Origin of the sequence: Stenotrophomonas geniculata ATCC 19374 = JCM 13324 (assembly GCF_001431625.1) — a bacterium.
Taxonomy (GTDB): Bacteria; Pseudomonadota; Gammaproteobacteria; order Xanthomonadales; family Xanthomonadaceae; genus Stenotrophomonas; species Stenotrophomonas geniculata.
On the sequence record NZ_LLXT01000079.1, the window covers coordinates 36,547 to 56,883 of the forward strand.

Genomic DNA, 20,337 nt, shown 5'->3' on the forward strand with positions numbered 1-20,337 from the left:
CGGCCCGCCATTCGCGTAACCGGCGGCGCTATGCAACCACCGGTACTGCAGGCTTACTCGATGATCTTCGAGACCACGCCGGCGCCGACGGTACGGCCGCCTTCGCGGATGGCGAAGCGCAGGCCTTCGTCCATTGCCACCGGGTTGATCAGGGTGACGACCATCTTGACGTTGTCACCCGGCATCACCATTTCGACGCCTTCCGGCAGTGCAGCTGCGCCGGTGATGTCGGTGGTGCGGAAGTAGAACTGCGGACGGTAGCCGTTGAAGAACGGGGTGTGACGGCCGCCTTCGTCCTTCGACAGGACGTAGACTTCGCCTTCGAACTTGGTGTGCGGCTTGATCGTGCCCGGCTTGGCCAGGACCTGGCCACGCTCGACGTCGTCACGCTTGGTGCCGCGCAGCAGCAGGCCAGCGTTGTCGCCTGCCTGGCCCTGGTCCAGCAGCTTGCGGAACATTTCAACGCCGGTCACGGTGGTCTTCTGCACCGGACGGATGCCGACGATTTCGATTTCGTCGCCGACCTTGATCACGCCGCGCTCGATACGGCCGGTCACCACGGTGCCGCGGCCCGAGATCGAGAACACGTCTTCCACCGGCATCAGGAACGGCTTGTCGATCGCACGCTCCGGCTCCGGAATCCAGCTGTCCAGGGCATCGACCAGCTTCAGGATGGCCGGCACGCCGATGTCGCTCTGGTCGCCTTCCAGCGCCAGGCGGGCCGAACCGGCGATGATCGGGGTGTCGTCGCCCGGGAACTCGTACTTGCTCAGCAGTTCACGCACTTCCATCTCGACCAGCTCGAGCAGCTCGGCGTCGTCAACCATGTCGGCCTTGTTCAGGAACACGACGATGTACGGCACGCCGACCTGACGCGACAGCAGGATGTGCTCGCGGGTCTGCGGCATCGGGCCGTCAGCGGCCGAGCACACCAGGATCGCGCCATCCATCTGGGCGGCACCGGTGATCATGTTCTTGACGTAGTCAGCGTGGCCCGGGCAGTCAACGTGGGCGTAGTGACGGATCGGGGATTCGTATTCGACGTGCGCGGTCGAGATCGTGATACCACGAGCCTTTTCTTCCGGCGCGGCGTCGATCGAGGAGTAGTCCTTGAACTCGCCACCGAAGCGCTCGGCACCGATCTTGGTCAGTGCGGCGGTCAGCGTGGTCTTGCCGTGGTCGACGTGACCGATGGTGCCGACATTGACGTGCGGCTTGGTGCGCTCGAACTTACCCTTGGCCATGGCTGCTTATCTCGAATTCGTCTGAGAGGTGATGCTTAAGATGGTGCTCACGAAAGGAATCGAACCTTCGACCTCTTCCTTACCAAGGAAGTGCTCTACCGACTGAGCTACGTGAGCCGAGTTTTGCATTATGACATGAACTCGATAATATTCAAAGTTCATTCAATGGAGCGGGAGACGGGAATCGAACCCGCACCATCAGCTTGGAAGGCTGAGGTTCTACCATTGAACTACTCCCGCGCCGGGAATGTCACAACGTGAAACTGGTGGAGGGAGGTGGATTCGAACCACCGAAGGCGTAAGCCAGCAGATTTACAGTCTGCCCCCGTTGGCCGCTTGGGTATCCCTCCTTACCACCCCATTCCGTTGCCGCCGAAGCGTTGCGGTGTGTGGTGGTGAGCCGCTTATTCTGCTGATGGGACGGGGGGCTGTCAACGCTTTTTTCCACTTTTTTCACACGCTGTCGCAAACCCATTGATACGCAAGGTTATTGCCCGGGGACCGGCAGGGTCTCGCTGGCGAAAATTGCGACATGAGGGACACCGTCGCCGCCAATCCAGCCCCGATACATGCCCTGGGTGTTGAACGGCGTGGCCATTTTTCCGTCTGCGGCGAGCACGATCGCACCACCGTCGCCGCCCATCTGTGGGATCGTCTCGTTGATCACGCCCTTGCCGGCCTGCTCCGGGCTCTGCCCCTGGTAACGCATGCGCGCGCAGATCTCGTGCGCGGCGGCAGTACGGATGTAGTACTCGCCCCAGCCGGTGCCAGACACCGCACATCGCGCGTCAGCCCAGGTACCGGCGCCGATGATCGGCGAATCACCCACGCGCCCATAGCGCTTGTTGGTCATGCCACCGGTGGAGGTACCGGCGGCCAGGTGCCCCTGTGCATCCAATGCGACTGCACCGACGGTCCCGAAGTGCTTTGCGGTCTCCAGATCGGCATGCGCCTGGCCGCCGGCCTCTTCCTTCAGTGCACGCTGCAGCTGCTGCCAGCGCTTTTCCGTACGGAAATAGGAGGGATCGACCAGAGAAATGCCCTGCTCGACCGCGAAGGCTTCGGCGCCCTGCCCGACCATCATCACATGCCTGGACTTCTGCATCACGGTCTGCGCCAGCAGGATCGGGTTGCGCACCCGCTGCACGCCCGCCACCGCGCCCGCCGCCTGGCTCGCGCCGTCCATGACGGCCGCATCCAGCTCGTTGTGGCCGTCGTGGGTGAACACCGCGCCCTTGCCGGCGTTGAAGGTGGGATCGTCCTCCAGCACGGTGATCGCGGCGGTGACAGCGGCCAGCGCGGGGCGACCCGCTGCCAGCTCCGCATGCCCCTTCAACAGGGCCGCCCGCAGCGCGTCACGTGCGGCCTTCTCCTCGGCCGGCGACAGGTCCTTGCGCTCGACGCCAGCGCCGCCGTGGATGACCAGCAGCGGCGAAGCCGCCGGTGCAGCCTGGACAAGCGTGGGCAGGGACAACAGTGCGGACAGCGCCAGGCGCAGTTTCATCGGGTACGTCTCCAGCAGGCGGGCAAGGGAGGCATCATCGTAGAGCCGAGCCCATGCTCGGCTGATGCCTCGATTGAAAGGCAGCCGAGCGCGGGCTCGGCTCTACAGCATCCCATGCGTGGCCACAGGATCGCCGGGTCACTGGCGGATGACTTCGATCTCGCCGTCGCTGACGTCGGCCACGGCCTGGTAGTCGGCCTCGGCCTGGAAGTCATCCAGGCGCATGCGGCTGCCGCTGGCGACCACCGTTACCGGCACCGCGTGGAAGCGCAGCGGCTCGCCTTCGACCAGGCGGTCGGCATCGCGGCCGGGGCTGACCACCCAGACCTTGCCCTCGCCGTCAGCACTGTAGACCTGTGCCTGGCCATCGGGCTCCACGCACAGGGCAGTGTCTTCGTCGACGCCGATGCCGACGATGTCGGGGTTGCCACTGTCCTGGGCAGCGCGCGCCACGAACACGATCAGGCGGCCAAGCCGATCGCGCTTGTCGAAGTGGGTGTCGGTGACCACGCGCTGCAGGTAGGGCATCTGCAGGAAGCCACTGTCCATGGTCACCGCACTGCCCATCGGGTCGGCCAGCGCACCGGCGGAGGTGATGCTGCCGCCGTCCATCGCGCCGTAGGCATAGCCACCGAGGATGGCGAGCCCAGCGCTGGTACCGGCAATCGGCTTGCCGGCGCGCACATGGGCGTTGAGCGCGCGGTTGAGCGCGGTGCCCTTCCAGAAGCGGATGTAGCGGGACTGGTCGCCGCCGGCGATGAAGATGGCATCGGCTGCAGCCACCACGCGCAGCACCGCGGGATCATCGGCGCCACGGCGATTGTCGAACACCAGCGTCTGCACTGCGGTGGCCCCGCCGATCTCGCGATACAGGCGGTCCTGCAGTTCGTCACTGCCAGAAGCGCGCAGGATCAGCACGCGGCCATTGCCAGCCTGCTTCAGCCACCAATGGAAGGCTTCCGGCACCCATTCGCCACCGCCCATCAGCATCATGGCCGGCGCGCGCGGACCGGGCCGGGGGGCGTCGAGATCCCCGGCTTCGTAGTAGGCGAAACCCGGGCCCTGCAGGTCCTGCGCAAGGGCGGCCAACGGCACGGCCAACACCAGCAGCGCCAGCCAGGCGAAGGGGGCACGCAGGGTCCAATGGAGGCGTCGCATCTTGATCTCCCTGAACAAAATCGACTTGCAAGCGTTTTCACTCTTTGCCAGATAGGGATCCAGTAGTCAAGGGCATGAAAAAGGCGTTAAATGCGCGCGCCCATTCCGGAAATCTGAATGGGGGACAGGGCCCCTCCTCTGCGGGCCGGCTTCATTTCCGAGAATTCCTCATGCGTAGAAAGGCGATGGCGTGGTCGATCCAGCTGGCGTTGATGGGCGTGGCTGCTTCCGCGGCGGCCCAGGCACCGGCTTCCTCTTCGGTTCAACAACTGGACGCGGTGCAGGTCACCGGTTCGCGCATTCCGCGCGCCCAGGTCGAAGGCCCCGCCCCGATCACGGTGATCAGCGCCGAGCAGATCCGCTCCAGCGGCTTTACCACCGTGCCGGACGTGCTGCGCGCGATGACCCAGAACGGGGGGGAGACCCAGAGCCAGCAGTCCTCCAGTGGCGCTGACTTCTCGCCGGGCGCCCAGCAGGTGGACCTGCGCGGCCTGGGCCCGAATCACACGCTGGTGCTGGTCAATGGCCGCCGCATCGCCGACTTCCCAATGCCGTTCAAGGGCCGCAGCAACTTCACCGATGTCTCCAACATCCCGTTGGGGATGATCGAGCGCATCGAAGTGCTGACCGGCAGCGCCTCGGCCATCTACGGCTCGGACGCGATCGCCGGCGTGGTCAACTTCATCCTGAAGAAGAAGGCCGACGGCACCACGATCGACATGCGCATGGGCACCACCAGCGAAGGCGGTGGCGACTCGTTCGACATGAGCCTGGCCAGCGGTTTCAGCCGCGGCAATTTCAACGCGGTGTACAGCGTCGAGCTGCAGTCACAGAGCCCGCTGTGGGCGTACGAGCGCGACATCCAGGATTCGACCCAGGACGGCCCCACCGAGGGCTCGCGCATCGCCCGCCGCGCTTACCTGCGCACGGACTACAACGACGACTACCTGGATCCGGGTACGGCCACGTGCGAAGCGCTGGCCGGGCAGAACCAGGGCAGCACCTACCGCGCGTACCGCCCGCGCTACGGCTACTACTGCGGCAGCGACAGCTCGATCGGCTACGGCACCATCCTCAGCAAGCGTCGCGGCGCCAATGGCTACGCTTCGCTCAGCTACGACTTCGACAACGGCCAGCAGTGGTTCGCCGATGTGCAGCTGGGCTACCACACGATGTCGCTGATGCGCGACGTCACCAAGTGGGGCCGCATGGACGCCAATGGCGATGAGTCGGGCTATTTCAACAACCAGGCCACCGGCGAGATCGAGTTCTGGCAGCGCCAGTTCTCCCCCGAGGAAATGGGTGGCCTGCGCAATGCGATGGTGCGCAGCACGCAGAAGACCTTCAGCGTGACTACCGGCTTCAAGGGCAATCTGGCCGGCAACTGGGACTACGAGGCAGCATTGAGCCATTCGCAGTACCAGTCGCGGATCAGCTGGGCACAGATCATCGCCGCCAAGGCCAATGACCTGTTCCTGGGCCCGCAGCTGGGCGTGGACGACGACGGTTTCCCGATCTACAACGCCGATCCGTCACGCCTGTACCGGCCACTGACCCGCGCCGAGTACGACTCGATCGCGGCGCGTACCACTTACACCCCGAAGTCGCGCACCGAGACCGCCGCGTTCACGCTGACCAATTCCGCGCTGTTCGGCCTGCCGGGCGGTGACGCCGGCTTCGCCGCGACCGTGGAAGTGGGCCAGCAGGCGTACTCGCTGAATCCCGATCCGCTGGCGACCCAGTACTACTACTACAGCTGGAAGGATTCGGACGGCAACGGTTCGCGCAACCGCTGGGCCACGGCGGCCGAGCTGCGCATGCCGCTGCACGAGACGGTCAACCTGAGCGTGGCCGGCCGCTACGACCAGTACCGCTATTCGGGCCACACCATCGGCAAGGCCACCTGGAGCGGCGGCCTGGAATGGCGCCCGATCGATACCCTGCTGGTGCGCGGCTCCTACGGCACCGCATTCCGTGCACCGGACCTGCACTACGTGTTTGCCGGACCGGGCAACGACGAGACCAGCGCCGAGGACCTGTACACCTGCCGCCTCGAGGAAGCCAGCGACTGTTCCGATTACGAGCGCAACCTGATCCGCAGCCGCACCGGCAACCGCCAGCTCGACCCGGAAACCAGCACCTCGTGGAGCGCCGGCTTTGTCTGGTCGCCGGCGATCGGCCTGGACCTGTCGGTGGACTGGTTCGACATCGACATGCGCAAGCAGGTGCAGGACATGGACGTGCGCACGATACTGGCCAGTGAAGCGAACTGCCGCCTGGGTACTGCCGAAATCAACTCGCCGACCTGCGTGGACGCGCTCGACCGCATCACCCGCACCAGTGATGGCCGCCTGTACGGCGTACGCGTCGCCCCGATCAACGTCGCCCGCGAGTCGACCTCCGGCATCGACGTCGGCCTGCGCTACCGCCTGCAGACCGGCATTGGTGATTTCATCCTCAACGGCACCCACACCTGGGTGAAGAAGCACGATTTCCAGCGCTACCCCGGTGACCCCGTCGAAGATCAGTTCGCGGTCAACAGCGGTTTCGATATTCCGCGCACCAAGACCAGCCTGAGCGTGACCTGGGAGAAGGACGCGTGGTCGGCCACGGTCTATGGCTCGCGCCTGGGCAAGCTGCCGACATCGGACAGCTACGACCAGATCTTCGAGTGGGAAAGCGGCGACAGCCCGTACATCAAGGCGACCTACCGCTACAACGCGTCGCTGCAGTACCGCTTCGACGACCACGCGCGCCTGTCGCTGTCGGTGGTGAACGTCTTCAACAAGATGCCGCCGAAGGACGCCACCTACACCGCGTATCCGTATTACGACGTGTCCTGGTTCGACAGCGTCGGCCGCACCATCAACCTGCAGTACACCCACAAGTTCGGTGGCAGCGCATTGTAAGCGCGGTTACGCAGGACGTGGACGACGGGGCCCGCCATTGGCGGGCCTTGTTGTTTGGGAACCTGGCTCTGGTAGATGCCCACCTTGGTGGACACCGATATGCCAAGCGCCCACCAAGGCGGGCGACTACCAGAGCGGGCCACGCGGGTTTTCCACACCGCACGTGGAAAGCGATGGGAACTTGGTGTGGACAAGTGGGCGCGATCCTTGTCTCACAGGCATTTCCGGGCGTGGTGATTTTTTGTCCATGCCCTTCGATCGTTTTCCACACCGGACGTGGAGAGCAATGGGAACTAGGTGTGGACAAGTGGCTGTGAGTGTTGCCACGCAGGCGTTTGGAAGCGTGGCGAATATTTATCCACGCTCCGCGGACAAGCCCTGCAGAACCGAGCCCATGCTCGGCTCCGGCCGGCATCAGCCGATGCATGGGCTCCGCTCTACAGCGGCACACCGGGTTTTCCACACCGCGCGTGGAAAGTGGTGGGGGTTTGGTGTGGACAAGTGAGCGCGAGACTTGCCGCGCAAGCGTTTCAAAGCATGGTCATTTTTTCGCCAGCCACCGGCGGCGGTGCCAGAAACGCGAACGCCCCGCACAAGGCGGGGCGTCCGGGGTCGATCCGATGCCGCTGGATCAGACGTTGAAGCGGAAGTGCAGGATGTCGCCTTCCTGCACGCGGTACTCCTTGCCTTCCAGGCGCAGGCGACCGGCTTCCTTGGCACCGGCTTCGCCCTTGTACTTGATGAAGTCGTCATACGCGATGGTTTCGGCGCGGATGAAGCCCTTCTCGAAGTCGGTGTGGATGACCGCGGCGGCCTGCGGGGCGGTAGCGCCCTTGCGCACGGTCCACGCACGGACTTCCTTCACGCCCGCAGTGAAGTAGGTCTGCAGGCCCAGCAGGCTGTAGGCCGCGTTGATCACGCGGTTCAGGCCCGGCTCGCTCAGGCCCAGATCGGCCAGGAAGGTATCGCGGTCTTCGTCGTCGAGCTGGGACAGCTCTTCCTCGATCGCGGCCGACACCGGCACCACCTGCGCGCCTTCGGCGGCGGCATGCGCGCGCACGGCTTCCAGGTGCGGGTTGTTCTCGAAACCGTCTTCCAGCACGTTGGCGATGTACATCACCGGCTTCAGGGTCAGCAGGAACAGGTCGCGTACCAGCGCCTTTTCTTCATCATCCAGGCCGACCGAACGACCAGCCTTGCCGTCGGACAGTGCCGCCTGCAGCTTGGCCAGCACCGGCTTGCGCGCCGCTGCGTCCTTGTCGCCGCCCTTGGCTGCACGCTCGGCACGGTTCAGCGCCTTCTCGACGCTGTCCAGGTCGGCCAGCGCCAGCTCGGTATCGATGGTTTCGATGTCCGAGATCGGGTCGACCTTGCCGGCGACGTGCACAATGTCACCGTGCTCGAAGCAGCGCACCACGTGGGTGATGGCATCGACTTCGCGGATGTGCGCCAGGAACTTGTTGCCCAGGCCTTCACCGCTGGCGGCACCGGCCACCAGGCCGGCGATGTCGACGAACTCGACCGCGGTCGGGATGACCTTCTGCGGGTTGATGATGCCCGCCAGCTCGTTCAGGCGCGGATCCGGCACCGGCACGATGCCGACGTTCGGCTCGATGGTGCAGAACGGGAAGTTCGCCGCGGCGATACCCGCCTTGGTCAGCGCATTGAACAGGGTCGACTTGCCGACGTTGGGCAGGCCGACGATGCCGCATTTGATACCCATGGGTTGAATCCGGGTTTGAGTGTAAGTGGATGATTCGGGATTCAAGGCTCGCCTGCGGGCATGCCCTCAATCCCCAATCGTCCTTCCAGTAGCCCGCGCTAGAACGCGGCGTACAACCTGTGATGTTCTGCGTACGCTTTCAGCAGTTCTTCCAGCTTGCCGTCATCGACCAGCGCATAGAATCGCCCATCCAGCGCATCAAGTGCTGTTTCGACTTCATCGTCGAGCCACCCGTCAGCACGATAGATCTGCAGGCGCCTCTGCGCATGATGATCTTCCATAGCCTCATTGCCAAACAGTAGCTGCTGGGCCGCGAGCACGATGTCTCGCACGTCAAGCTGCTGCATCTCCCCAAGCCCTGCAAGCGCTTCAGCAATGTAGGCGCCAGCAGAATTGAGGAAATAGGCATCAAGCCCTCCACGATAGACATCATTGATGAGCGCGTTGATCGCAAAGTAACGCTGATCCTGCACTGACAGTCCGGCAAATCCACAACCGTTCCCGTGGACCTGTTCGATCAACCAATGCCAATGCCGCCCCTCTGCAGATTCCCCGAAACGCTTGCGCTCTTCGCGAATATGCCGATCTCGTGCTTTCGCCATTTCCATGCTTTGCCGCGTGCCATTCCGGCACGGCATGCAGAGCCCATCGTTCCGGGCCGCCGTCGCCAGCAGGATCATGGCGCCACACACGGTGCAGGGAATACGCGGGTCAGTCATGGTCAGCGCGGGGTATGCAGCCGCTTCATCGCTTCGCTGAAATCGCCCTGCACCGCCAGCGGCATCACGTCGATCGCATCATCGATGGCGCGCGCGATCAGCACGTCGTCGTCCTTCGACGGGCGCCCCAGCACCCAACCCACCACGCGGTCCTTGTGGCCGGGATGGCCGATGCCCACGCGCAGGCGATGGAACCTGCCGTGGCCGAGCAGGCGGATGGTGTCACGCAGGCCGTTCTGACCACCGTGGCCACCGTCGAACTTCAGCCGCGCCACACCGGGCGCCAGGTCCAGTTCGTCATGGGCCAGCAGGGTCTCTTCCGGCTCGATCTTCCAGAACCGCTGCGCGGCGGTGACCGACTTGCCGCTGAGGTTCATGAAGGTGGCGGGCTTGAGCAGCCACACCGTCTGCCCGGCGATCTCGACCTTGGCGGTCTCGCCGAACAGCTTGCTGTCCACATTCCATCGCGCACCGGCTTTTTCCGCCAGGGCCTCAACGAAATGAAACCCGGCATTGTGCCGGGTCCGGGCGTGTTCCGATCCGGGGTTGCCCAGACCGACGATCAGTCGCAGTCCTGCCATGGTTCCTTCCAGTACGGTGCCTGCCCGGAGGCAGGCACCGTAACGGTATTACTCGGCGGCAGCCGCTTCTTCGTCAGCCTCGTCGGCCTTGCCGGCCTTGGCGGTGACGATGGCGTCGTCGTGGTCCTTGCCCAGCGCCAGGGCCGGGATTTCCACGCCCTTCGGCAGCTTGATGTTGGACAGGTACACCACGTCACCGGCCTTCAGCTCACCCAGGTCGACTTCGATCGACTCCGGCAGGTCCTTCGGCAGGCAGGTGATGGTCACTTCCTTCAGTTCGTGGGTGACCACGACGTCGGCAGCCTTGCCGGCCGGCGAGGTGTCTTCGTTGACGAAGTGCAGCGGGACCGAAGCGGTCAGGGCTTCGTTCTCGTTCACGCGCTGGAAGTCCAGGTGCATGATCAGCTGCTTGTACGGGTGGCGCTGCATGTCACGCAGCAGGACCTTCTGCACCTGGCCGTCCAGGTTCAGGTCCAGGATCGAGGCATAGAACCACTCGTTCTGCTGGGCCAGCCAGATTTCGTTGTGGTCCAGGCTGATGGCGACCGGCTCGGCGTTGCCGCCGTACACGATGGCCGGGATCACACCGGCGTGACGCAGGCGGCGGCTCGCACCCTTACGCTGCAGTTCACGCTTGGTGACCTTGATTTCATGGGTCTTCGACATTTTCGACTACTCAGGTTGTTGCCGCGCCCTGCGGCGTGGCGGTTGAAGATGCTTCCGCGACCAGAAGCACCCGGGGTATGTCCCTGCCGTTGCCGGCAGGGACGAAAAACTCAGTCGACGTACAGCGAGCTGACCGACTCACCGAAGGCGATGCGGCGCATCGTTTCGGCCAGCATTTCCGCCACGCTCAGCTGGCGGATCTTGCTGCACACCCGCGCGGCGTCCTTCAGCGGGATGGTGTCGGTCACCACCAGCTCGTCGAGCTGGGAATTGGTGATGTTGTCCACTGCCGGGCCCGACAGCACCGCGTGGGTGCAGTAGGCAGCGACCTTGAGCGCACCGCGCGCCTTCAGGGCAGCGGCAGCGGCGCACAGGGTGCCGGCGGTGTCGACGATGTCATCGACCATCACGCAGGTCTTGCCTTCGACGTCACCGATGATGTTCATCACGGTGGAGACGTTGGCGCGCGGGCGGCGCTTGTCGATGATCGCCAGGTCGGCGTCATCCAGGCGCTTGGCCACCGCACGGGCGCGGACCACGCCGCCCACGTCCGGCGACACAACGATCAGGTTCTCGGTGCCGTAGGCGCGCCAGATGTCGGCCAGCAGCAGCGGGGACGCATACACGTTGTCCACCGGAATATCGAAGAAGCCCTGGATCTGGTCAGCGTGCAGGTCGACGGTCAGCACGCGATCAGCGCCAGCGGTGCTGAACATCTTCGCCGCCAGCTTGGCGGTGATCGGCACGCGCGAGGAACGCATGCGGCGATCCTGGCGCGAGTAGCCGAAGTACGGCACCACGGCGGTCACGCTGGCCACCGATGCGCGCTTGAGCGCGTCGATCAGCACCAGCAGTTCCATCAGGTTTTCCGCGCTCGGCGCGCAGGTCGGCTGGATCACGAACACGTCCTGCTTGCGGACGTTCTCTTCGATCTCCACCTGCACTTCGCCATCAGAGAAGTGCGAGACCAGCGCCTTGCCCGGGCGAACCCCCAGTTCCTTGCAGATATTCTGCGCCAGACGTTTGTTGGCGTTGCCGGAAAAGACCAGCAGGTTCGGGGACTCTTGCATCATGATTGTCTCGGGCGGGGACGAGTGGCGGGGATCCGGAGTCGGCAAGGACCCTGATGGACCCTTGCTGCTGACAACACCGCGGTTGTTTCCACGTCCCGCGCGGGCGATGCGCTGGAAGGCGCGGACACAGCCGCTATTGGCAGGGGCGGTAGGATTCGAACCTACGAATGCCAGGATCAAAACCTGGTGCCTTGGGCCTCTTGGCGACGCCCCTGCATTGATAAATCAGTGTTGCTCGAGTGCATCCAGCAGTGGCGAACGCGCAACGCCCGCTGCCACCCTTGCCCGCAACTCCTTCGGCAACTTCGACCGTCCCTGCTCTGCGGCAGACTGCGATGCGAACTCGACGAAACAACCACTTCCCGAACCGGTCAGCCGCGCCGTGCCGATATCGCTCAACGCGGCGAACGCTGCCTCGACGGCAGGCTCACGGCGGCGCAGCACCGGTTCGAACGCGTTCCCGACCAGGGTCCCGGAAGCGAAGTCCTCTATTTTCGCCACTGGGCTGTCGCGCGTCAAATCCGGGTCTGCGAACAGGGCCGGGGTGGGAACATGAACGCCCGGTTCAACCACCACATACCAGGCCGGTTCCAGCACGATGGGCTGCAGGCGTTCGCCCACCCCTTCGGCCCAGGCATTGCGCCCGCGCACGAACACCGGCACGTCCGCGCCCAGGCGCAGGCCCAACGCAGCAAGCGCGTCCTCATCCAGACCGGCCCGCCAGAGCCGGTTCAGCACCACCAGCACGGTGGCGGCATCGGAGGAACCGCCGCCAAAGCCACCGCCGGCAGAAACGCGCTTTTCGACGATGATGTCGGCGCCTTGCGCGATATTGGCCGCGTCTTTCAGAATCCGTGCGGCGCGTACCGCCAGATCATCCGCCTCGGCAACGCCGGCCAGCCCCTCGCCCTCACGACGCACCTGCCCGTCTTCACGCAGGCGCAGACCAATGCGGTCGCCCCAGTCCAGCAGCCGGAACACGGTCTGCAGCTCGTGGTAGCCATCGGCGCGGCGACCGGTGATATGCAGGAACAGGTTCAGCTTGGCCGGGGCCGGCCACCAGGACCAGCCCGCGTCATCGCACCCGGCACTCATGGGGCGCCCTGCCCCCACTGATCCACCAGCAGGCGCACCTTGGCGTCACCATGGCTGGCTTCTATCCGGCGTGGCAGCGCCGGACGCCCGGCCTCGGCCGGGTACCAGTCCAGGTACTGCACCTGCCAGCCCATCTGCTGCATACGACGCGGCCGGCCTTCACCGTCGCGCTCGACCTTCTCCGGACCGGCAGCATCGCCAGCCACCAGGCCACGGATCCACTGCGGCAGCTGGTTGACCGGGATGTCCCAGCCAGTGGCCTCCAGCAGCAGCTGCTGGGCGTCCTCGCCGTCACGCGGCCCGCCGGCCAGTCCCTCAAGGCGACCGGCTTCGGAATGGGTATCGCCGGTCAGCTTCCAGCTCTGCCGGGTCACCGGCGCGCTCAGCTCGACCACATAGCGGCGCCCCTCCTGCTTCCAGTCGATGCGACCGCTGCCGCCGTCCTTGCCCTTGCTGACCGCGACCCGGCCCTGGAAGGCCCAGTCCGACTGTGCCTGCAGCGCGGCCACGCGCGCCGCCTCGGCCTGCGCCGCTTCGGCCGAAACCGTCTCGACCACCGCCGGTGGCGCGGTCTTCTGCGTACCCACGCTGGTACAGGCGGTCACCGCCAGGGTCACGGCCACCAACAGCATCGGCCGGATCAGGGAAACACTCATGGATTGAATTTCTCGCGGGCGCGCAGCAGCGCGCGGTTTTCAGGATCGAGCTTGGCCGCTTCTTCGAAGAAGTGGCGGGCCTCGTCATGCTTGCCCAGCACCCACAGCACTTCGCCAACGTGGGAAGCGATCTCCGGGTCCTTGGCCAGGGTCCAGGCCCGGCGCAGCTGCACCAGTGCTTCTTCCTTGCGGCCCAGGCGATACAACACCCAGCCATAGCTGTCGACGATGGCGGCGTTGTCCGGTTCGGCCACACGGGCGCGGTCGATCAGCTCCAGTGCTTCCTGCAGGCGGCCGGTGCGATCGGCCAGGGTGTAGCCCAGCGCGTTCAAAGCCGGCACGTTCTCCGGGTCGGTCACCAGGATCTTGCGCAGATCGGCCTCGGCGCGCGGAATGTCATCGCGGCGTTCCCAGGTGAGCGCACGGGCGTACAGCAGGCCGTTGTCATCCGGGTAAGCGGCCAGGCCGCGGGCCAGCGCATCCAGTTCACCGGCGCTGTCGTCGGCGCGCTGGCGCAGTTCCGCTTCCAGCAGGTAGGCGTCGCGGCGCACGTCGTCGTCAACCACCGCATCGGACTGGATCGCGTGCACCTCATCCAGTGCCAGCGGCAGGCGCCCGGCCAGGGCCTGGGCGTTGGCCGCACGCAGGCGCGCTTCGCTCAGCTCATCGCCGCCGGGCACGCTGTGATACCACTGCACCGCCTCGGGATAACGCTTCAGGTACTCGGCGATCTTGCCCAGCAGCAGGCGCTGCGCCGGGTCCGGCTTGGCCGCCTGCCGCGACAGTTCGTTGTAGAGGTTGGACAGCGCCGCCTTGTCGCCCTGCTTGGCCAGCAGCGAAGCGCGCATGCCCCAGGTCTGCACGTCCTGCGGGCCAAAGGCCAGCACGCGCTCGGCCGCGGACGGCTGGCCGAGGCTGTCGTAGGCAATGGCCACCGCATTGCGCAGTTCCGGGTCCTGGCGGGTCTTAGGCTCCACATCCTGCAGCAGCGACAGCGCCTTGCCGGTCTCCCCGGCCTGCTGCAGCTGGCTGGCACGCAGCAACGCCACACGCGGTTCTTCAGGGAAGCGCTTGACCACTTCATCGATCATGCGCCGCGCCAGTTCGGGCTTGTCCATGCGCAGGGCGAGGCGGCCGAACTCCTGCCAGGCTTCGATCTTCGGTGGAATGGCGTTGGCGTCGACCAGCTCACCCAGCACCTGCGCGGGCACCGCCGGATCGCGCCCCCCACCGATCAGGGCGGCCAGGGCAAACTTCCAACCACGCTCGTCGGAGTCGGCCAGCAGGCCCTGCAGTTCGGTGCGGGCAGCCTTCACATCGCCCTGGCGCATGGCCAGCGCACCGGCCGCACTGCGCATGGTCAATGAGCGCGGGGCCCGCTGTTGCCACAGGGCCAGGCCCTTGGCCGCGCTGGCATCATCGTTGGCGAGCATGGAAATGCGGGTCGCACGCTCGGCCAGGCCGGCGTCGCCGTCGGTCTGCTGGGCCGCCTGCAGGTACCAGCGCGCGGCCTCAGCCAGCTTGCCGGCCTGCAGGGCGAACTCACCGGCCATCACCGGCTCCAGCGCCAGTTCCTCAGTGGCCGGGGCCCTTACAGGGGCCTTGGCCGGCACCGCCGCCAGGGCCTGGCTGCAGGCCAGGGACAGCAGCAGAACACTGGGGATGCGAATCAATGCGGGCATCGTCGGCATCGGGGCCTTAAAATGTCGTCCAATGGCCAGCAGCTTATCGCAAGCAACTGAACAATGACCCTGTGGGTGCTCGGACTGAATCACCAGACCGCACCGGTGGAGCTGCGCGAGCGCGCGGCCTTCGCCGGTGAGGCGTTGCCGCGCGCGCTCGGTTCGCTGCGCGATACCCCGCAGATCGCCGAGGCGGTGCTGCTGTCCACCTGCAACCGCACCGAGCTGTATGCCGTGGCCGATTCGGCACAGGCGCTGGACCAGTGGCTGCACACCCAGGCCGGCGACCTGCAGGGCTACCTGTACCAGCACGCCGATGCCGAAGCCGTGCGCCACCTGTTCCGGGTCGCCACCGGCCTGGATTCGATGGTGCTGGGTGAACCGCAGATCCTCGGCCAGGTGAAGGATGCCTGGTCGACCGCGCGCGACCACGGCCTGCTCGGCCAGCGCCTGGACCGCCTGTTCCAGCAGACCTTCTCGGTGGCCAAGCGTGCGCGCACCGATACCCAGGTCGGCGCCAACCCGGTATCGGTGGCGTCGGCCGCAGTGCGCCTGGCGCAGAACGCGTTCGCCCGGCTGGACGATTCCACCGTGCTGCTGGTCGGTGCCGGCGAGACCATCGAACTGGCTGCACGGCACCTGAGCGAAGGCAAGGTACGCCGGCTGCTGATCGCCAACCGCACCCTCGCCCACGCGCAGGAACTTGCCAGCCGCCATGGCGGCGTGGCCCTGCCGCTGACCGAACTGGACCGCCACCTGGGCGAGGCCGACGTGGTGTTCTCGGCCACCGCTGCGCGCGAACCGGTGATCCATCGCGAGATGGTGGCCAAGGCCCTGCGCGCGCGCCGGCACAAGCCGATGCTGCTGTTCGACCTGGCCGTACCGCGCGACATCGAGGCCGAGGTCGGCACGCTCAACGATGCCTTCCTCTACACCGTGGACGATCTCGAGCGTGCGGTGGAAGACAACCGCCGTGGCCGCCGTGAGGCCGCCGCCGAAGCCGAGGCGATCATCGACCTGCAGGTGTCGCGCTTCGTCGAGACCCAGCAGGCCAGCGCTCACCAGGCGCCGCTGCGGCAGCTGCGCGCGTTCGGCGAAGCCACCCGCGCCGAGCTGCTGGAGCGCGCACGCCAGCAACTGGCCAACGGCAAGCCGGCCGATGAAGTGCTGGAGCTGCTTGCCCACGGCCTGACCAACCGCCTGCTGCATCCGCCGACCGCCGCCCTGCGTGCGGCCGCGCTGAGTGGCGATGCCGACCTGACCCGCGCCGCCGAGCGCCTGTTCCCGGCCACGCCGGGTTACCGCCACCCACCCGTGAGACCCGATGACGCCGACCCTGCGCCGTAAGCTGGAAGCGCTGGCCGAGCGCCGCGAAGAACTGGAACGCCTGCTCGCCGAACCCGATGTGGTCGCCGACAACACTCGTTTCCGCGACCTTTCGCGCGAATTCGCCCAACTTGAACCGATCGCCATCGCCCTGGCTGATGAAGCCCGTGCCAAGGCCGATCTGGCAGCCGCCGAAGGCATGCGCGCCGACCCCGACCTGCGCGAGCTGGCCGACGAGGAAATCGCTGCTGCACAGGCGCGCCTGCAGGAACTGGAGCAGGAGCTGGCGCTGCTGCTGGTGCCGCGCGACCCGCGCGACGAAGGCAACCTGTTCCTGGAAGTGCGCGCGGGTACCGGCGGCGACGAGGCAGCGATCTTTGCCGGCGACCTGTTCCGCATGTACGCCCGCTACGCCGAACGCCAGGGCTGGAAGGTCGAGATCGAATCGGACAGTCCGGGCGAGCACGGCGGCTACAAGGAAGTGGTGGCGCGCGTGGTCGGCCGTGGAGCGTTCTCGCGCCTGAAGTTCGAATCGGGTACGCATCGCGTGCAGCGCGTGCCGGCCACCGAATCTCAGGGCCGCATCCACACCTCGGCGGCCACCGTAGCGATCATTCCCGAGGCCGATGAGGTCGATGACATCGCCATCAACCCGGCCGACCTGAAGGTGGATACGTTCCGCTCGTCCGGTGCCGGCGGCCAGCACGTGAACAAGACCGAATCGGCCATCCGCATCACCCACGTGCCGACCGGCGTGGTGGTGGAATGCCAGACCGAGCGCAGCCAGCACGCCAACCGCGACAAGGCGATGAAACGCCTGAAAGCACAACTACTGGACGCCGAGCGCCAGCGCCAGGACGCGGCGCAGGCCGAATCGCGGCGCCTGCAGGTCGGCAGCGGCGACCGCAGCCAGCGCATCCGCACCTACAACTTCCCGCAGGGCCGGATCACCGACCACCGTGTGGAAGGCCTGACGCTGTACGACCTGCCCAACGTACTGGCCGGCGACCTCGATCCGCTGCTGCAGCGGCTCAGCCACGAGCACCAGGTCGACGCCCTGGCCCAGCTGTCGGCGGGCTGAGCACGATGACGGCCTGGCAGCAGCGACAGCACCTGCAACAGGCGATTGCACGCCAGCCCGGCGACTTCGTCGCCTGGGTCATGCTGGCCGATGTGGAACTGGAAGCCGGCGACATTGCCGCCGGCGAACAGGCCGCGCGACGTGCCCTGCAGCTGCGCCCGAATCACCCTGAAGCACTGGCACGGTTGGGTCGCGTGGCCTGGATGGCCGGCGCGCATGCCGACGCAGCGAAGCTGCTCGGCCAGGCCTCGGCGCTGGCCCCGCAGCACCCCGGCATCGCGTTGTGGCTGGGCCATGCGCTGGAAGATGCCGATGATGCAGAAGGCGCGGCGGCGGCCTATCGCCGTGCACATGCGCTGATGCCGGACGAACCCTATATCGCCGCGCAGCGCCTGGCCTGGCAGCGTCGCCTCTGCGACTGGCAGGACGTGGAGGCGCTGGCCACACAGGTGCGTGGCGCCCTGGCCACCGGGCAAGGCGTGGTCGAACCGTTCGCGTTCCTCAGCGAGGATGCCAGCGCGGCCGAACAGCTGGCCTGCGCGCGTGCACGCGCCGCAGTGGTTGCTTCGGGGGTACGTCCCCTTCCTGCCGTGAAGGTGCGCGCGCACGGCCCCCTGCGCGTCGGTTTCCTTTCCAATGGTTTTGGCGCCCATCCCACCGGGCTGCTGACCGTGGCCCTGTTCGAGCAGCTGCGTCACGACCCGGCGTTGCAGCTGCATCTGTTCGCGTTGAACCGCGACGACGGCAGCCGCATCCGCCAGCGCCTGCAGACGGCCACACAGCTGCATGATGTGGCTGGCCTGCGCCATGCAGACACTGCCGCGCGCATCCGCGCACAGGGCATCGACCTGTTGTTCGACCTGCGCGGCTGGGGCGGCGGCGGCACGCCGGAAGTGCTGGCGATGCGCCCTGCCCCGCTGCAGTTGAACTGGCTGGCTTATCCGGGCACCTCGGGCGCGCCGTGGATGGATGCGGTGATCGGCGATGCCTTCGCCCTGCCACCCGCACTGGAGCCGCACTACAGCGAACGCGTGCTGCGCCTGCCGCGCGCCTTCCAGCCGTCGGACAACACCCGCGTGCTGGCGCCTGCGCCGAGCCGCGCCGACTGCGGCCTGCCCGAACAGGGCGTGGTGTTCTGCTGCTTCAACAACAGCTACAAGCTCAACCCGCGCAGCATGGGCCGCGCCTTCGCCATTCTGCAGGCAGTGCCCGGCAGCGTGCTGTGGCTGATGTCCGGCCCCGGCCAGGCCGATGCGCGCCTGCGTGCCGCCGCACAGACCGCAGGCCTGGACCCGGCGCGCCTGGTGTTCATGGCCAAGCTGCCGCATCCGCAGTACCTGGCCCGATATCAGCTGGCCGACCTGTTCCTGGACACGTATCCGTACAACGCCCACACCACCGCCTCCGATGCGCTGTGGGCCGGCTGCCCGGTGCTGACTTGCCCCGGCGACACCTTCGCCGCGCGCGTGGCCGGCAGCCTCAACCACCATCTGGGGTTGGCACGGATGAATGTCGCCGACGATGCCGGGTTCATCGCCACCGCCAGCGCGCTGGGCAACGATCCGGCAGCACTGGCGGCATTGCGCGCTGAACTGGCACAGGCACACGAAGACAGCGGCCTGTTCGACATGGCCGGATTTGCCCACGACCTTTCGGCGCTGCTGCAGCATCTGGCGGGCGAACAGGGCTGGCAGGGCCTCGACATCGCTTGAGCGATCCCTGCGCTACGCTCCGGATTCCTCCCCGCGTGGTGTGACGATGGCCAAGCTCAAGCGCAAGGACTACGACGAACTGCTGCTGCCTTTGCAGCTGGAACTGACCGCCATGGCGCGCTGGGTGCAGCACAGCGGGCAACGCCTGCTGGTGCTGTTCGAGGGACGTGATACCGCAGGCAAAGGCGGCGCGATCCAGGCCATCAGCCAGCACCTCAACCCGCGCCAATGCCGGGTGGTGGCGCTGCCCAAGCCCACCGACCGCGAAGCCACGCAGTGGTACTTCCAGCGCTACGCCTCGCACCTGCCGGCCGCCGGCGAGATCGTGCTGATGGACCGCAGCTGGTACAACCGCGCAGGCGTCGAGCGGGTGATGGGCTATTGCAGCGAAACCGAGTACCAGCAGTTCCTGCATCAGGCGCCGGTGTTCGAACAGCTGCTGGTGGACGACGGCATCCTGCTGTTCAAGTACTGGCTGTGCGTGGACCAGGAGCAGCAGGAAAAGCGCTTCGCCGAACGCCATCTCGATCCGCTGAAGGGCTGGAAGCTCTCCCCGGTCGACCTGAAATCGCGCAGCAAGTACAGCGCTTACACCGAGGCCCGCGAGGCAATGCTGCGCGCGACGCATCGTGAGGCGGCGCCGTGGACGCTGGTGGATTTCAACGACCAGCGGCTGGGCCGGCTGACCCTGGTGCGCAACCTGCTGGACCGGCTGCCGGATACGCGGGTGGATGCGCCGTTGCCGGAGCTGCCGAAGCTGAAGGGCAAGCTGCATCGCGAGCACTACGATGTGCTGAAGCCGATCGAGGATTTCCCGGTCGAGGAATAGGGGGGGTCGGCAGGGCCTGCGGCCCTGCACCTGCCGAAGCCAGAGCAACGGCAACAGCCGGCTCTGGGAGTTTTGCTTGTTGGCTGGGGTGGTGTGGGTTGGCAGGACACGCCGTAAACCCATCCATGGGGGCTCGATGGCGCCATCCATGGCGCCAACGGTCCTGCCACCCCACACCACCCCATCCCCGACGGATTTCCGGTGACGGAGGTAGATCCACGCCATGCGTGGATGAATCTCCATTGAAATCGAATATTTCGACAATTGAACGAAGAGCATCCACGCATGGCGTGGATCTACGTGTCGACCAGGGTCGACACCCACCAAGAGCAGGCCATGCATTCCGACAGATCGCGGAGAACTGTCGAAGGCGGGGTGG

Annotated in this window: 16 protein-coding genes and 4 tRNA genes; 5 read left to right on the forward strand and 15 right to left on the reverse strand. The window is 66.2% G+C overall.

The genetic code is table 11. The annotated features are described in order from the left end of the window. Positions 1–53 precede the first annotated feature (53 nt). From tuf to ARC63_RS04350, 6 genes are all read right to left on the reverse strand, one after another. Positions 54–1,244 carry an elongation factor Tu gene (gene tuf, locus ARC63_RS04325; RefSeq protein ID WP_014036096.1) on the reverse strand — a complete coding sequence of 397 codons (1,191 nt, stop codon included), beginning with the start codon at positions 1,242–1,244 and terminating at the stop codon, positions 54–56. A gap of 41 nt (positions 1,245–1,285) precedes the next feature. Further along, positions 1,286–1,361, reverse strand: a tRNA-Thr gene (locus tag ARC63_RS04330). Positions 1,362–1,410: 49 nt separating this feature from the next. Then, positions 1,411–1,484: transfer RNA gene (locus ARC63_RS04335), tRNA-Gly, on the reverse strand. Between the two features lie 24 nt (positions 1,485–1,508). Then, positions 1,509–1,594: transfer RNA gene (locus ARC63_RS04340), tRNA-Tyr, on the reverse strand. Between the two features lie 137 nt (positions 1,595–1,731). Then, on the reverse strand, positions 1,732–2,748 hold the full coding sequence (locus tag ARC63_RS04345; RefSeq protein WP_057502604.1) for an isoaspartyl peptidase/L-asparaginase family protein: 1,017 nt from the start codon (positions 2,746–2,748) through the stop codon (positions 1,732–1,734). Positions 2,749–2,886: 138 nt separating this feature from the next. Next, complete coding sequence (locus ARC63_RS04350) at positions 2,887–3,906, reverse strand: cyanophycinase (RefSeq protein ID WP_057502613.1); 1,020 nt, start codon at positions 3,904–3,906, stop codon at positions 2,887–2,889. 170 nt (positions 3,907–4,076) lie between these two features. Between ARC63_RS04350 and ARC63_RS04355 the strand changes: the two genes are divergently transcribed. Then, complete coding sequence (locus ARC63_RS04355; protein ID WP_057502605.1) at positions 4,077–6,815, forward strand: TonB-dependent receptor plug domain-containing protein; 2,739 nt, start codon at positions 4,077–4,079, stop codon at positions 6,813–6,815. A gap of 631 nt (positions 6,816–7,446) precedes the next feature. Here ARC63_RS04355 and ychF read toward each other — a convergent pair. The 9 genes from ychF to ARC63_RS04400 form a co-directional block, all read right to left on the reverse strand. After that, entirely contained in the window at positions 7,447–8,538 is a 1,092-nt protein-coding gene (gene ychF / locus ARC63_RS04360; RefSeq protein WP_057502606.1) for a redox-regulated ATPase YchF, read from the reverse strand. Between the two features lie 98 nt (positions 8,539–8,636). After that, a complete protein-coding gene (locus ARC63_RS23585) occupies positions 8,637–9,257 on the reverse strand; it encodes a DMP19 family protein (protein ID WP_029379776.1) in 621 nt (206 codons plus the stop codon). A gap of 2 nt (positions 9,258–9,259) precedes the next feature. After that, positions 9,260–9,838: an aminoacyl-tRNA hydrolase gene (gene pth / locus ARC63_RS04370; protein ID WP_057502607.1), complete on the reverse strand. Its 579-nt coding sequence runs from the start codon at positions 9,836–9,838 to the stop codon at positions 9,260–9,262. A gap of 48 nt (positions 9,839–9,886) precedes the next feature. Further along, complete coding sequence (locus tag ARC63_RS04375) at positions 9,887–10,504, reverse strand: 50S ribosomal protein L25/general stress protein Ctc (RefSeq protein ID WP_010481743.1); 618 nt, start codon at positions 10,502–10,504, stop codon at positions 9,887–9,889. Positions 10,505–10,614: 110 nt separating this feature from the next. Continuing rightward, positions 10,615–11,574 (reverse strand): ribose-phosphate diphosphokinase, encoded by a 960-nt coding sequence (locus ARC63_RS04380; protein WP_005415400.1) that lies wholly within the window; start codon positions 11,572–11,574, stop codon positions 10,615–10,617. A gap of 140 nt (positions 11,575–11,714) precedes the next feature. Further along, positions 11,715–11,791, reverse strand: a tRNA-Gln gene (locus ARC63_RS04385). A gap of 11 nt (positions 11,792–11,802) precedes the next feature. Then, entirely contained in the window at positions 11,803–12,672 is an 870-nt protein-coding gene (gene ispE, locus ARC63_RS04390; protein ID WP_057502608.1) for a 4-(cytidine 5'-diphospho)-2-C-methyl-D-erythritol kinase, read from the reverse strand. Beyond that, the gene (gene lolB, locus ARC63_RS04395) at positions 12,669–13,328 is read right to left on the reverse strand and encodes a lipoprotein insertase outer membrane protein LolB (RefSeq protein ID WP_057502609.1); all 660 of its coding nucleotides are present in this window, start codon (positions 13,326–13,328) and stop codon (positions 12,669–12,671) included. Before lolB ends, ispE begins: the two co-directional genes overlap by 4 nt. Beyond that, positions 13,325–15,010: a tetratricopeptide repeat protein gene (locus tag ARC63_RS04400; protein ID WP_197657125.1), complete on the reverse strand. Its 1,686-nt coding sequence runs from the start codon at positions 15,008–15,010 to the stop codon at positions 13,325–13,327. Before ARC63_RS04400 ends, lolB begins: the two co-directional genes overlap by 4 nt. A gap of 63 nt (positions 15,011–15,073) precedes the next feature. Here ARC63_RS04400 and hemA point away from each other — a divergent pair, with 63 nt between their 5' ends. The 4 genes from hemA to ppk2 are packed head-to-tail and all read left to right on the forward strand — an operon-like array spanning position 15,074 to position 19,958. Further along, positions 15,074–16,357 carry a glutamyl-tRNA reductase gene (gene hemA, locus ARC63_RS04405; RefSeq protein ID WP_010481752.1) on the forward strand — a complete coding sequence of 428 codons (1,284 nt, stop codon included), beginning with the start codon at positions 15,074–15,076 and terminating at the stop codon, positions 16,355–16,357. Further along, a complete protein-coding gene (prfA, locus tag ARC63_RS04410) occupies positions 16,335–17,417 on the forward strand; it encodes a peptide chain release factor 1 (RefSeq protein ID WP_057502611.1) in 1,083 nt (360 codons plus the stop codon). The genes hemA and prfA overlap by 23 nt, the downstream gene beginning before the upstream one ends. A 5-nt stretch (positions 17,418–17,422) precedes the next feature. Further along, positions 17,423–19,129 (forward strand): O-linked N-acetylglucosamine transferase, SPINDLY family protein, encoded by a 1,707-nt coding sequence (locus tag ARC63_RS04415; RefSeq protein ID WP_057502612.1) that lies wholly within the window; start codon positions 17,423–17,425, stop codon positions 19,127–19,129. A gap of 46 nt (positions 19,130–19,175) precedes the next feature. Further along, positions 19,176–19,958 carry a polyphosphate kinase 2 gene (gene ppk2 / locus ARC63_RS04420; protein ID WP_019338137.1) on the forward strand — a complete coding sequence of 261 codons (783 nt, stop codon included), beginning with the start codon at positions 19,176–19,178 and terminating at the stop codon, positions 19,956–19,958. Positions 19,959–20,337 lie beyond the last annotated feature (379 nt).

Bases quoted from the DNA above. Each gene is read 5' to 3' on its own strand.
- ARC63_RS23585 (WP_029379776.1), bottom strand. From the start codon at position 9,257: ATGACTGACCCGCGTATTCCCTGCACCGTGTGTGGCGCCATGATCCTG.
- lolB (WP_057502609.1), bottom strand. From the start codon at position 13,328: ATGAGTGTTTCCCTGATCCGGCCGATGCTGTTGGTGGCCGTGACCCTG.
- ychF (WP_057502606.1), bottom strand. From the start codon at position 8,538: ATGGGTATCAAATGCGGCATCGTCGGCCTGCCCAACGTCGGCAAGTCG.
- ARC63_RS04380 (WP_005415400.1), bottom strand. From the start codon at position 11,574: ATGCAAGAGTCCCCGAACCTGCTGGTCTTTTCCGGCAACGCCAACAAA.
- ARC63_RS04345 (WP_057502604.1), bottom strand. From the start codon at position 2,748: ATGAAACTGCGCCTGGCGCTGTCCGCACTGTTGTCCCTGCCCACGCTT.
- ispE (WP_057502608.1), bottom strand. From the start codon at position 12,672: ATGAGTGCCGGGTGCGATGACGCGGGCTGGTCCTGGTGGCCGGCCCCG.
- ppk2 (WP_019338137.1), top strand. From the start codon at position 19,176: ATGGCCAAGCTCAAGCGCAAGGACTACGACGAACTGCTGCTGCCTTTG.
- prfA (WP_057502611.1), top strand. From the start codon at position 16,335: ATGACGCCGACCCTGCGCCGTAAGCTGGAAGCGCTGGCCGAGCGCCGC.
- ARC63_RS04375 (WP_010481743.1), bottom strand. From the start codon at position 10,504: ATGTCGAAGACCCATGAAATCAAGGTCACCAAGCGTGAACTGCAGCGT.
- hemA (WP_010481752.1), top strand. From the start codon at position 15,074: ATGACCCTGTGGGTGCTCGGACTGAATCACCAGACCGCACCGGTGGAG.
- ARC63_RS04355 (WP_057502605.1), top strand. From the start codon at position 4,077: ATGCGTAGAAAGGCGATGGCGTGGTCGATCCAGCTGGCGTTGATGGGC.
- pth (WP_057502607.1), bottom strand. From the start codon at position 9,838: ATGGCAGGACTGCGACTGATCGTCGGTCTGGGCAACCCCGGATCGGAA.
- ARC63_RS04350 (WP_057502613.1), bottom strand. From the start codon at position 3,906: ATGCGACGCCTCCATTGGACCCTGCGTGCCCCCTTCGCCTGGCTGGCG.
- ARC63_RS04400 (WP_197657125.1), bottom strand. From the start codon at position 15,010: ATGCCCGCATTGATTCGCATCCCCAGTGTTCTGCTGCTGTCCCTGGCC.
- ARC63_RS04415 (WP_057502612.1), top strand. From the start codon at position 17,423: ATGACGGCCTGGCAGCAGCGACAGCACCTGCAACAGGCGATTGCACGC.
- tuf (WP_014036096.1), bottom strand. From the start codon at position 1,244: ATGGCCAAGGGTAAGTTCGAGCGCACCAAGCCGCACGTCAATGTCGGC.